The organism is Actinoplanes sp. NPDC051388, from assembly GCF_055586225.1.
On the sequence record NZ_JBVJIP010000007.1, the window covers coordinates 369,034 to 380,133 of the forward strand.

11 protein-coding genes and 1 riboswitch are annotated in these 11,100 nt (G+C 72.7%); of the genes, 5 read left to right on the plus strand and 6 right to left on the minus strand.

Translation table 11 applies throughout. The features are described 5' to 3' along the window. The first annotated feature begins 66 nt into the window (after positions 1 to 66). Positions 67 to 1,752 carry a glycoside hydrolase family 99 protein gene (locus ACZ6TI_RS20330; RefSeq protein ID WP_465346645.1) on the plus strand — a complete coding sequence of 562 codons (1,686 nt, stop codon included), beginning with the start codon at positions 67 to 69 and terminating at the stop codon, positions 1,750 to 1,752. A gap of 1 nt (position 1,753) precedes the next feature. Here ACZ6TI_RS20330 and ACZ6TI_RS20335 read toward each other — a convergent pair whose 3' ends face one another. Continuing rightward, positions 1,754 to 2,605, minus strand: coding sequence for a slipin family protein (locus ACZ6TI_RS20335; RefSeq protein WP_465346646.1), 852 nt, complete (start codon positions 2,603 to 2,605; stop codon positions 1,754 to 1,756). 299 nt (positions 2,606 to 2,904) lie between these two features. On the opposite strand from ACZ6TI_RS20335, the gene ACZ6TI_RS20340 reads away from it, so the two are divergent. The 3 genes from ACZ6TI_RS20340 (at position 2,905) to ACZ6TI_RS20350 (ending at position 4,457) form a co-directional block, all read left to right on the plus strand. Further along, positions 2,905 to 3,285: a hypothetical protein gene (locus tag ACZ6TI_RS20340; protein ID WP_465346647.1), complete on the plus strand. Its 381-nt coding sequence runs from the start codon at positions 2,905 to 2,907 to the stop codon at positions 3,283 to 3,285. Between the two features lie 61 nt (positions 3,286 to 3,346). Continuing rightward, positions 3,347 to 3,715 (plus strand): winged helix-turn-helix transcriptional regulator, encoded by a 369-nt coding sequence (locus tag ACZ6TI_RS20345; protein ID WP_465346648.1) that lies wholly within the window; start codon positions 3,347 to 3,349, stop codon positions 3,713 to 3,715. Beyond that, a complete protein-coding gene (locus ACZ6TI_RS20350; protein ID WP_465346649.1) occupies positions 3,708 to 4,457 on the plus strand; it encodes a class I SAM-dependent methyltransferase in 750 nt (249 codons plus the stop codon). Before ACZ6TI_RS20345 ends, ACZ6TI_RS20350 begins: the two co-directional genes overlap by 8 nt. 111 nt (positions 4,458 to 4,568) lie before the next feature. Here the strand turns inward: ACZ6TI_RS20350 and ACZ6TI_RS20355 are convergent, their stop codons facing one another. After that, complete coding sequence (locus tag ACZ6TI_RS20355; RefSeq protein ID WP_465346729.1) at positions 4,569 to 5,699, minus strand: aminotransferase class V-fold PLP-dependent enzyme; 1,131 nt, start codon at positions 5,697 to 5,699, stop codon at positions 4,569 to 4,571. 109 nt (positions 5,700 to 5,808) lie between these two features. Next, a riboswitch (SAM riboswitch) is annotated at positions 5,809 to 5,925 on the minus strand. Positions 5,926 to 6,014: 89 nt separating this feature from the next. Between ACZ6TI_RS20355 and ACZ6TI_RS20360 the strand changes: the two genes are divergently transcribed. Further along, a complete protein-coding gene (locus ACZ6TI_RS20360; RefSeq protein ID WP_465346650.1) occupies positions 6,015 to 7,409 on the plus strand; it encodes a serine/threonine-protein kinase in 1,395 nt (464 codons plus the stop codon). Here ACZ6TI_RS20360 and ACZ6TI_RS20365 read toward each other — a convergent pair. The 4 genes from ACZ6TI_RS20365 to ACZ6TI_RS20380 all read right to left on the minus strand — a co-directional run bounded on the left by ACZ6TI_RS20365 (position 7,392) and on the right by ACZ6TI_RS20380 (position 11,100). Next, on the minus strand, positions 7,392 to 8,894 hold the full coding sequence (locus ACZ6TI_RS20365) for a PH domain-containing protein (protein ID WP_465346651.1): 1,503 nt from the start codon (positions 8,892 to 8,894) through the stop codon (positions 7,392 to 7,394). The genes ACZ6TI_RS20360 and ACZ6TI_RS20365 overlap by 18 nt on opposite strands. After that, positions 8,891 to 9,385: a PH domain-containing protein gene (locus ACZ6TI_RS20370; protein WP_465346652.1), complete on the minus strand. Its 495-nt coding sequence runs from the start codon at positions 9,383 to 9,385 to the stop codon at positions 8,891 to 8,893. Before ACZ6TI_RS20370 ends, ACZ6TI_RS20365 begins: the two co-directional genes overlap by 4 nt. Positions 9,386 to 9,429: 44 nt before the next feature. Then, on the minus strand, positions 9,430 to 10,209 hold the full coding sequence (locus ACZ6TI_RS20375; RefSeq protein ID WP_465346653.1) for a DUF4142 domain-containing protein: 780 nt from the start codon (positions 10,207 to 10,209) through the stop codon (positions 9,430 to 9,432). 72 nt (positions 10,210 to 10,281) lie between these two features. Continuing rightward, positions 10,282 to 11,100, minus strand: a complete 819-nt coding sequence (locus ACZ6TI_RS20380) for an alpha/beta fold hydrolase (RefSeq protein ID WP_465346654.1) — start codon at positions 11,098 to 11,100, stop codon at positions 10,282 to 10,284.

Consider the following 11,100-nt stretch of genomic DNA (forward strand, 5'->3'; position numbering starts at 1 on the left):
GCGCGCGCCGACATTTCCAACGGGCACGCAGATTGTTACAAGACTTGGTTCAAGTATTGCGAATAGATGACGTTCACTGTCACGATGGCGCGCATGGTCGCTCGACGTACCGTCCTCAGCGCCGCGGCCCTCGGCCCGGCCGCCACCGTCCTCACCGGCCTCTCCCCCGCTCACGCCGCCTCCCCGCCCGGCGATGTCGTCGGCAAGATCAGCGTCGGCTACCAGGGCTGGTTCGCCTGCCCCGGTGACGGCGCGCCGATCGGCGGCTGGTGGCACTGGAGCCGCGATCGCTTCCAGCCGCCGTCGCCCGCCAACACCACGATCGTGTCCTGGCCGGACACCCGCGACTACGCGCACGTCTATCCGACGGCCTATCCGAATCTCGGCGACGGCCGGCCCGCGACGCTGTTCTCGTCCTATGACCAGCAGACCGTGGACACGCACTTCGGCTGGATGCAGACCCACGGCATCGACACCGCGGCGCTGCAGCGCTTCAACCCGGTCGGCGACGAGGGGCCGACCCGCGACGCCATGGCGGTCAAGGTGCGTGCGGCGGCCGAGGCCACCGGCCGCAAGTTCTATGTCATGTACGACGTGACGGGCTGGACGAACATGCGGTCCGAGCTGGTCACCGACTGGGTCACCAAGATGTCCGCGCACGCGGCCTCCCCGGCCTATGCCCGGCAGAACGGCAAGCCGGTCGTCTGCGTGTGGGGCTTCGGTTTCGCCGACGACGGCCGCCCGTTCGCCCCGGACGCCTGCCTCGACGTGATCGAGCGGCTCAAGGCGCAGGGCTGTTACGTGATCGGCGGCGTGCCGACCTATTGGCGCGAGGGGAAGAACGACAGCCGGCCCGGCTTCCTCGACGTCTATCACGCCTTCCACATGATCTCGCCGTGGATGGTCGGGCGCACCGGCACGCTCGACGGGCTGGACTGGTTCTACGCCAACGTGAACACCGCCGACCAGGCCGACTGCAATGCGCACGGCATCGACTACCAGCCCTGCGTGCTGCCCGGCGACCTCTCGTCCGGGCACCGCCGGCACGGCGACTTCTACTGGCGCAGCATCTACAACATGGTCCGGCTCGGCGCGCAGGGGCTCTATGTGTCCATGTTCGACGAGTTCAACGAGGGAAATCAGATCGCGAAGACGGCCGAGACGGGTGCTTCAGTGCCGGCCGGCAGCGGGATCCGGGCGCTGGACGAGGACGGCACGTTCTGCTCGGCCGACTACTACCTGCGGATCACCACGGACGGTGGGCGGATGCTCAAGGGGCAGATCCCGCTCACCCCCGTACGGCCGACCTCGCCGACGACAGGCACCCAGCCGCCGCCGATCACCGACCTGGCCCGCGGTCGGGCGACGTCGGCGAGCGGCCACACCCAGGGCTATGTCGCGGGCAACGCGGTGGACGGCAACGACGGCAGCTATTGGGAGAGCGTCAACCACGCGTTCCCGCAATGGATCCAGATCGACCTGGGCGCGGCGGCGACGGTCGGGCGCTTCGTGCTCAAGCTGCCGCCCTCGTGGGGCGCGCGCACCCAGACGCTGGCGATCTCCGGCAGCGCGGACGGATCGGCGTTCACCACCCTCGCCGGATCCGCGGGCCACACCTTCGATCCGGCATCGGGCAACGCGGTGACGGTGACCTGCACGCCGGCCCAGGCCCGGCACGTGCGGATCACCGTCACCGCGAACACCGGCTGGCCGGCGGGCCAGGCCTCCACAGTGGAGGTCTATGCCCGCTGAGTCATTCGGTGCTGAGGCGGTCGCTGTGCTTGTCGAAGCCGATGTAGAGCCGGGCCGCGCCGTTCGCGCCGAGGGCGCCCAGCGTCTCGAGCTCCCGCAGGCGCAGCAGGGCCGGGTGCTCCGCATAGGCCTCCGCGGCCGCGGCCAGCCGGCGCAGCGCGTCCACCTCGGCGTCGGCCCGGATGCGCTTGGCCTCCGCGTCGGCCTCCGCGGCCAGCCGGGTCGACTCGACCCGGGTCTGCGCGGCGATCCGCTCGGCGTCCGCCTTCGAGCCGGCCTCCAGCGCGTCCCGCTCGGCCCGGGTGCGGGCCTCGACCATCTGCGCCTCCGCCATCCGCTGCGCGGTGAGGACGCGGTTCATGATCTCCTGCAGGTTGCCCGGGAAGACCAGGTCCTTCACGTCGGCCCGGATGATCTGCACGCCGTAACCCGCGGAGACGCCCTCGACGTCGCGCAGGATGTCCTCGCTGAGCTGGTTGCGGTTGGTGAGGATGGCCTCGAGCGTCATCGACGCCAGCGAGCGCCGGGCCGCGAGCTGGACGTCGCTGTAGATGCGGTCGCTGTAGTCGGCGACCTGCTCGACGGCGGCCCGCGGGTCGACCACCCGGAAGTGCGTGACGATGTTGACCCGCACGGCGACCTTGTCGGCCGTGAGGATCTCCTGGCCCTTGATGTTCAGCTCGCGCTCGCGCACGTCGATCGGGACGATCGAGACGCGCGGCACCCGCTGACCCGGGAAGCGGCGCTTGGGCAGCTCGTGGCGGCCGGGCTCGAGCACCTGATCGAATCGGCCGTCGGAGTAGCGAAGACCACGGAATCCGCTGTGGACGATCACCTCGTGACGATCGGACATGTTTCACCTCTGACAAAAGAATGGGATGGCCCCGGAGCGGATCCGATGTGAAGGATCGGTCGCCAGGAGGACAACGGATCAGCGTGGTTGGATCGCCAATGCATCCGCTGCGTAAGCGCGTACTTCTGAAGCCGCCGGGGCCGTGATCAGGATGGCGCAGGGGCCGCGGCGGCCACAACGCAATATCGGCGGCCGGATGTTCTTCGGCCCTCTTTCGGTGCCGTTTGGTGTCCTGGGATCAACCTGCCGGGCGCGCCGCGTCCGGTGCACGATCCCCTTCTCGGCAAGGAAGTGATCACATGCGCCTCAAGACCACTGTCGGACTGGCCGTGGCGGGCGTCGCCGTCGCGGGTGCCGCCGCGATCGGCGGAACCGCCGCCTTTGCGTCCGGCGACACCGGCGGCACCGCGCCCGCGCTGGTCATCACCGACCAGGGCACCACGAGTTCGGGCACCACGGGTTCGGACGCCACTGGTTCGGACGCCACGGGTTCGGGCAAGACGGGTTCGGGCGCCACGGGTTGGGGCGCCACGGTTTCGGGCGCCACGGACCAGGGCGTCGCCGACCGGGACTGCCCGGAGAGGTCCGGCTCGCAGCCTTCGGAGCCCGGCACGCAGCCTTCGGAGCCCGGCACGCAGCCTTCGGAGCCCGGCGCGCCGGCCGACGGGACGACCCTCTGACCCAGCGGGAGGGGCTACGCACAACTTGTGCGTAGCCACACCCCCGCGTCAGCATTGCGGGATGACCGAGGCATGCGGGCAGCTGCCCGCCGAGCACGGCGACTTCGTCCGCGAGGTGCTGGACCGGATCGGCGACAAGTGGACCCTGCTGGTGGTCGCCAACCTGAGCGACGGCCCGCGCCGCTACTCCGAACCGCAGCGGATCGTCCCCGGCATCTCCCAGCGCATGCTCACCCTGACGCTGCGCCAGCTCGGCGAGGACGGGCTGGTCACCCGCACGGCCCATGCCGAGGTGCAACCCCGCGTCGAATACGCCCTGACCGCGCTCGGCAAGAGCCTGCTGGAGACGGCCGCCCCGCTGGTGCGCTGGGCCTCCGCTCATCACGGTGCGATCCGCGAGCACCGGGAGCTGCGCGCCGGCCATGGCTGACCTCGAATATGACGCCGAGTTGCGCCGGCACGACGAGGTTCTGCGCCGGGCCTGCGACATCCGGGCGGGTGACCAGGTGCTGGACATCGGCTGCGGTTCGGGGCACACCACCCGGCAGGCCGCGCGCGCCGCGTCGGCGGGCAGCGCGCTCGGCGTCGACGTCTCCGCCCCCGCCATCGAGCGGGCGCGCGAGCGGGCTGCCCGCGACGGGCTGCGCAACGTCACCTTCGCGTGCGCCGACGCGCAGACCCACCGCTTCCGGCCGGCGGGCTTCGACCTGGCGATCAGCCGGTTCGGCACGATGTTCTTCGCCGACCCGGCGGCCGCGTTCGCCAACATCGGGCGGGCGCTGCGGCCGGGCGGGCGGCTGACGATGATGGTCTGGCAGGCCGGCGAGCTCAACGAATGGGACGTCGCCATCCGCGGGGCGCTCGGCGCGGCGCCCGGCCCGGACGCGTTCTCGCTCGCCGATCCGGCGGCCGTGACCGAGCTCCTGGCCGCGGCCGGGTTCACCGATGCGGCGTTCACCGACGTCCGCGAGCCGGTCCACTACGGCCCGGACGTGGCCACGGCCCTGGATTTCGTCCGCCGCTTCGCCTGCACCAGACACGTGCTCGAGGGAACCGATCGGGCCGCCGCGGCGCGGGCGGAAGACCGCCTGCGCGAAGTGTTCGCCGCGCACCTGGGCGACGACGGCGTCCAGTTCGACTCGCGGTCCTGGGTCGTCACCGCGCACCGCTAGGGAGTCTGTCTCGTGGATCAACCAGGGCTGGCCCGCGCCTCGCACATGGCTGATCCACGAGACAGACCATCAGGGCCAGGCCGATGCCCTGGCTGATCCGCGAGACAGCCCTTATCGGGCCAGGGCGGTGACCAGCCGCTCGATCTCGTCGGGCGTGGTGCCCAGGCCGAAGCTGGCCCGCAGCAGCCCGGTGCTCGCACAGTCGTCGGCCGCGCTGCCGCCGGCCGCGCCGCCGCCGGTCAGCCGGCGCACCAGCGGGTGCGCGCAGAACTGACCGGCCCGCACGCCGATGCCGTGGTCGCGGCTCAGCCGGTCGGCCACCGCGGCCGGGTCGGGCACGGCGAACGAGACGATGCCGACCCGGGGCGCCCGGCCGCCGAAGAGCGTGACGCCGTTCAGGCCGGCGAGCAGGCTCTGCTCGTATTCGTGGAGAGCCACCCGGTCGGCCCGCAGCAGGGCGGAGCAGACCGCGCCGAGCGCCACCGCGCCCAGCAGGTTGGGAGTGCCACCCTCGTGCCGGGCCGGCCCGGTGGCCCACCCGACGTCGCCCGCGGCGTCGCCGACCGTCGCGCTCGCGCCGCCGCCGCGCAGGTACGGCTCGGCGGCGTCCAGCCAGTCCCGCCGCCCGGCCAGCACCCCGGCGCCGAACGGCGCGTACAGCTTGTGGCCGGACAGCGCGAGATAGTCGGCGCCCAGCTCGTCCAGGTCGATCGGGACGTGCGGGGCGAGCTGGGCGGCATCGACGATCACCCGGGCGCCGTGCCGGTGGGCCACGTCGGCCAGGCGGCGCACCGGCCAGATCTCCCCGGTCACGTTGCTCGCGCCGGTCACCGTGACCACGACCGGACCGCGGACCGTCTCCAGCGCGGCGGCCAGCGCCGCGACCGCCGCGTCCGGGTCGGCCGGGGCCGGCAGCCGCAGCGGCGACGGCCAGGGCAGCAGATTGGCGTGGTGCTCGCCGTCGAACACGATCGTGGTGGTGCCGGCCGGCAGCGCGCGGGCCAGCAGGTTGAGCGCGTCGGTGGTGTTGCGGGTGAAGATCACCTCGTCGCCGGGGCGGGCGCCGACGAACTCGGCCACCGAGTCGCGGGCGCGCTCGTATTCCAGCGTCGAGGTCTGCGACCGCAGGCCGGTGCCCCGATGCACGCTGCCGTAGAACGGCAGGAGGTCGCGGACGGCGTCGGCGGCGGCCCGCACGCACGGCGCCGAAGCGGCGTGATCCAGATGGGCGAACCGAACCATCCGGCCGCTGGACACCTCGACGGTGAGGTCGTTGCCGACGACATCGAGCTCGAGGGACTGCAGGGTGACGGACATGACGTGCTCCTCCGCGAGGGTCGGGACCCGCACGGGTCCGCGCTTGCCCACGTCGTGCTCGACGCGAGCCTGGTCCTCACCCGGGGCACCCCATCGCGAACGCAAGGGTTGCCGGCCAGCAAGCCGGGGCTGTGCGCTGGCACTCATGACCTGTCCCCGACGTTAGCAGAACCCGGTCCCGGGCCACCGCCCTGTACCTTGTGTTCGGCGAATCGACGGGCGTGGTGAGGGCAGGGTGTCGTGACGGATCGACCGGGGGCCGACGTCGCGGCGTTGCTGCCGCGGGATCCGTCCGGCATCGGGCCCTACCAGCTGGTCGGGCGGCTCGGCGAGGGCGGCATGGGCACCGTCTATCTGGCCACCGATCCGCGCGGGCGCCGGGTCGCGGTCAAGGTGGTGCGCCGTCATCTCGCCGCCGATCCCGAGTTCGCCCAGCGGTTCCGCCGCGAGATCGACGGCGCCCGGCAGGTGCCGCCGTTCTGCACCGCCGAGGTGCTGGACGCGGATCCGGACCACGAGACGCCCTACCTGGTGGTGGAGTACGTGGACGGTCCGAGCCTGGCCGAGGTGATCGAGCGGGACGGCCCGCTGTCCGCGTCGAACCTGCACGCCCTGGCGATCGGCGTGGCGACCGCCCTGACCGCCATCCACGGCGCCGGGGTGGTGCACCGCGATCTGAAGCCACGCAACGTCCTGCTGCCGCCGGGCAGCCCCAAGGTGATCGACTTCGGCATCGCCCACGCGCTGCGGTCGAGCCGGCTGACCGCCGAGAACCAGCTGGTCGGCACGGTCGGCTACATGGCGCCGGAGCGCTTCAACCCGCAGGCCGGGGCGCCGGTCGAGCCGTCCGCCGACGTCTTCTCGTGGGGCGCGGTCGTCACCCTGGCCGGCACCGGGCACGAGCCGTTCCACGCCGCCACGCCGATGGCCACGGCGACCCGCATCGTCACCGCGGAGCCGAACCTCGACGGCCTGCACGGTGCCCTGCGCGACCTGGTGGCGGAATCCCTCGCCAAGGATCCAGCCCGGCGCCCGTCGGCCCGTGAGCTGCTGGACCGCCTGCTCAGCCCGGGTGCGTCGGACGACACCACGGTGCTGATCGACCAGCCCGCTCTGCGCGCCGCGGTCGAAGGCGTGACGCTGCGGCAAACCGCCCCGCATGTGGTGCGCCGCCGGCGGCGCTGGATCGTGGCGGCGGTCGCGGCGGTCGTCCTGCTCGGTGGCGGGGCTGCCGCGGCCGTACCGAAGATCGCGGATCGTCTCTCGGCGGGCGAGATCGCCGCACCCGGGCCGAGCCCCTCCGGGCCGGCGTCCGCCACCGCGGCCGGGACCGAAGAGGCCGAGTGGGTCGGCGAGTTGCAGCAGAGCTTCGGCAGCGCCGAGCCGGTGCGTCTGCGGTTCGCCCTCGACGCCGAGCAGGGCACCATCCGCTACCCGCGGCTCGGCTGCTCCGGGACGATCACCGTGACCGAGCGGACCGACGAGAAGATCGAGCTGGTCGAGCGCATCGACAAGGGCAGGTGCAGCACGCGGGGCGACATCGTGCTGTGGCCGACCGGGCCGGACACGATGTTGCTCGACTACCGACCCGCGAACGGCCGATATACCGCACGCGCCTCAATGACCCGGAGCTGACTCCTCCAGGAACGGGGTCAGCAGGCCGGGCACCGCGGCGTCGGCCGCGTCCAGGCCGGCGCCCGTGCCCACGTCGCGGATCGCATAGGCGCCCGCGCCCGCGGCGGTGGCCGCCAGCACGGTGGCCAGCCCGGCCCGGCGCTGGAACACCGACTGGCGCACGGTCCAGCCGATGATCCCGCCGCGCCGCAACGCGACGGTCGAGCGGCGCACCGTGCCGCTGCGCGCCACCAGATAATCGCCGGCCAGGCCGTGGCCGAGGTTGCGGTAGGCGTCGAACGCGAGGGCCAGGGCGATGGGCGCGGCGATCAGCGCGGTGATCCAGGCCAGGTGCAGCAGCACGTCGGTGAGCAGCAGGCCGAGCACCAGCAGCGGCAGCTCACCGGCCAGTACGCCGGCGAGCGCCCAGCGCACGCGGCGGCCGCGGGCGGCGATCGGGTGCGGCGACAGGTGCACCGACTCGGTCGGCGAAACCGGCTCGCGCAGCACCTCGGCGGCGACCCGGGCCGCGACCGCCTTGGGCGCGGCCGGCAGCAGGGTGCCGTGGTGGGCCTTGTCCTCCTTGGCGCCGGTCGCCAGGCCGGTGGACACCGCGTCCACCCGGGCGGCTCCGGCCAGCCGGGTGCCCAGCGGCTCGACCAGGTCGACGCCGCGCAGCCGCTCCTCCTCGACCGAGATGGACCGCGTGGTGAGCAGCCCGCGGCGCACCCGCAGCGTGCCGCCCGGCTCCCGGTCGAGCCGGTAGTTCCACCACATCTCCACCCACAGCCCGAGCGCCCCGAGCACGCCGGTGCACAGCAGGACCGCGGACAGCACCGCGATCGCGCCGAGCAGGCCGAGCCCGGTCAGCAGATCGATCGCCCAGCCGACGGCGCCGTCGGCCATGCCGAACCAGTCGGCCACGTTGAGCACGCCGCCGATCGCGGACGCGCCCAGCACCGGGGCGATGAAGGACAGTGGCGCATAACGGATCCAGGCCGGGTCGAGCACGGCCAGCGAGCCGTCGGCGGACCCGTCACCCGCCCGGGTGAGCAGGGTGCGGCGCAACTCGTCGCCGGTCTCCTGGGCGACCGGGCGCAGCCGGAGCGTGCCCTCGTCGTTGTGCTCTCCGGTGCCGATCCGCACCGCGACCAGTCCGAACACACGCAGCAGCGGGTTCGCCGTGACGTCGACCGTGCGTATCCGGTCGCGCTGCAGGGATCGCCGGGTGCGGATCAGCGCGCCGGTGTGCAGCTCGACCCGGTCCGGCCCGACGCGGTATCGCGTGAACCGCAGCCGCAGCCACTCGGCGACCACCCCGGCGAGCACCACGAACGCCGCGCCGGGCAGCGTCCAGCCCAGCGCGACCGCCAGGGAGATGTCCGACAGCCCGATCGCCGACGGGACGCCGGCCAGCACCGCGACGCCGAGCATGAACATCGCCGAGACCGGCATGGCCCGCCGGTCGAGCCGCTGCCACTCGTCCGGCCGCGACTCGGCGCTCATGTGGCATCGCCCGGCACGGCCTGGGTAGCCACCGTGAGCTGCTCGGCGATGTCCTCGGCGACGGTCCGGTCGAGGCCGGGCATGGTCACCGCGCCCTTGGCCGACGCCGTCGTGACCACCACGGTGGCCAGGCCGAACCGCTGCTCCAGCGGGCCGCGACGGGTGTCGACGGTCTGGATGCGGGACAGCGGCGCCACCCGCCACTCCTGCCAGAAGGCGCCGGTGCGGGTGTAGACCGCGGTGTCGGTGACCTCCCACCGGTGCACCCGGAACCACCAGCGCGGCAGCACGGCCACCGCGATCAGGCCGGCCGACGCGATCAGCACGGCCGGGGTCAGCAGCCAGGCCCGCGCGGGCGAGATCAGCAGGCCGAGCAGGACCAGCAGCGCCACCGGCGCGGCGGTGGCGAGCAGCAGGTTGACCGTCCACCAGCCGACGGCACGGCGGTCAACCTGATGGTGCGGCGGCCGCAGCCGGGTGCCACTTGTCATGTCACTCCCCCGAGAGGGGGAATCTTCCCGCGTTTACGTGATGGTCACCAGCCCCCGGATCGGCGGGCGCGGTAGGACGGGCGGCGTCTCTTGAGGTCGCGCCAGATCAGGAAGAACCCGCCGGCCAGGACGAGGGCCAGGATGCCTGCGACGAGCGGGATGCTCACCGTCGACTGCTGGTTCTGCGCGACCGGGTTCAGGGCCGCGGGCGCGGTGGCGGCGTTCGGGTCGGGCGCGGCCGGCAACGTCTCGTAGTCGACCAGGCTGCTGCTCTCCAGCAGCGTCAGGTGCGTCATGACGAACTGGTTCGCCTGCTGGGCCAGCTTGCGGACGATGTCGTTGCGGGTGCTGGTGCGGACCGTGGCGATCGCCGGGAAGATCTTGCCGTGCGCGGCCCGCAACCGGTCGATGTAGATCTGGTCGAACTCCTGGCCGTCCGCGGCGTCGCGCATCTCGCCGAGCCACTTCTGCTGGTCCGCGTTGGGCTTGTCGGGCAGCTTGATCTTCAGCTTCTTGGCCGCCGCGCGGGCGAACTCGTCCAGCTTCTCGTGCTGCTGGGCGATGTCGCGGCCGATCTTCTGGATGCGCTCGTTCTTCGACTTCTCCACCGCCATGTCACCGGCCGGGATCTCCCACAGCCCGGCGAGCCGCACCTTGACGACGAGATCGCGGTCGGCCGCGGACAACTCGCCCACACCGCGGTCCTTCAGCAACTCGCCGGGCGGAACGGGGACGCCGGGCTCGGCCATCGCGGGCCGCGCCGGGCTGAACAGAGTCAGCACCACGGTCGCGAGCACCGGACCCCACAGACGACCGCCACGCATGCGAACCTCCACGACACTCAGGCTTGGGACACGCCTAACCGCCGGGTGATACGGCCCCCGACCAGGAAAGGATCAAACGTTCTCCCGCGCGGCCCGTTCGATCATCGCCACGGCCCGGCCCGGCTGGGAGACGAAGACCAGGTGGGAGGCGCCCTGGACGACCTGCACCGTGGCGCCGGCCCGCTTGGCCATGAACTCCTGGGCGGCCGGCGGGATGATCCGGTCGGCGCCGCTGATCAGGTTGTAGTTCGGGATGGCCCGCCAGGCCTGTGGCCCGCTCGCCGGCTCGCCGAGCGCGGCTCCGGTGGCCGGTCGCTGGGCGATCGCGAAGAGCGCCGCGTCCTTGGCCGGCACGTCGGCCGCGAAGTTGGCGCGGAACACCGCCGGGTTGATGTAAAGGTCGACCTGCCCGTCCGGCAGCGGCACCGGCTTCAGCGACTCGCCGACGGTGCTGCCCGGGAATTGGTTGGCCAGCTGCTCCACCGACTCCCCCGCCTCGGGCACGAACGCCGCCAGGTAGACCAGCGCCTTCACCTCGGCGTTGCCGGTGGCGGCCGCGGAGATCACCGCGCCGCCGTACGAGTGCCCGACCAGCACGATCGGCCCCTGAATGCTGGCCAGCAGCGCGCGCACCTGCGCCGCGTCGGAGGTCAGCCCCCGCAGCGGGTTGGGCGCCGCCACCACCGGATATCCGTCGGCGAGCAGCCGGTGGGCGACCGCGTTGAAGCCGCTGCTGTCCGCGAACGCGCCGTGCACCAGCACGACCGTCGGCTTCTTCTTCTGGTTCCCGCCCGGCTGGGTTCCACCCGGATGGGCGTCCGCCGCCGTCATGGCGAACATGCTCAGTCCCGCGGCCACGACGACCGCCACGCTGGTTCTTCCGATCCGCAA

Coding starts and splice junctions, on each gene's coding strand:
- ACZ6TI_RS20365 (WP_465346651.1), bottom strand. CDS start 8,894: ATGAGCGCCGAGTCGCGGCCGGACGAGTGGCAGCGGCTCGACCGGCGG.
- ACZ6TI_RS20340 (WP_465346647.1), top strand. CDS start 2,905: ATGCGCCTCAAGACCACTGTCGGACTGGCCGTGGCGGGCGTCGCCGTC.
- ACZ6TI_RS20375 (WP_465346653.1), bottom strand. CDS start 10,209: ATGCGTGGCGGTCGTCTGTGGGGTCCGGTGCTCGCGACCGTGGTGCTG.
- ACZ6TI_RS20355 (WP_465346729.1), bottom strand. CDS start 5,699: ATGGTTCGGTTCGCCCATCTGGATCACGCCGCTTCGGCGCCGTGCGTG.
- ACZ6TI_RS20350 (WP_465346649.1), top strand. CDS start 3,708: ATGGCTGACCTCGAATATGACGCCGAGTTGCGCCGGCACGACGAGGTT.
- ACZ6TI_RS20335 (WP_465346646.1), bottom strand. CDS start 2,605: ATGTCCGATCGTCACGAGGTGATCGTCCACAGCGGATTCCGTGGTCTT.
- ACZ6TI_RS20330 (WP_465346645.1), top strand. CDS start 67: ATGACGTTCACTGTCACGATGGCGCGCATGGTCGCTCGACGTACCGTC.
- ACZ6TI_RS20345 (WP_465346648.1), top strand. CDS start 3,347: ATGACCGAGGCATGCGGGCAGCTGCCCGCCGAGCACGGCGACTTCGTC.
- ACZ6TI_RS20370 (WP_465346652.1), bottom strand. CDS start 9,385: ATGACAAGTGGCACCCGGCTGCGGCCGCCGCACCATCAGGTTGACCGC.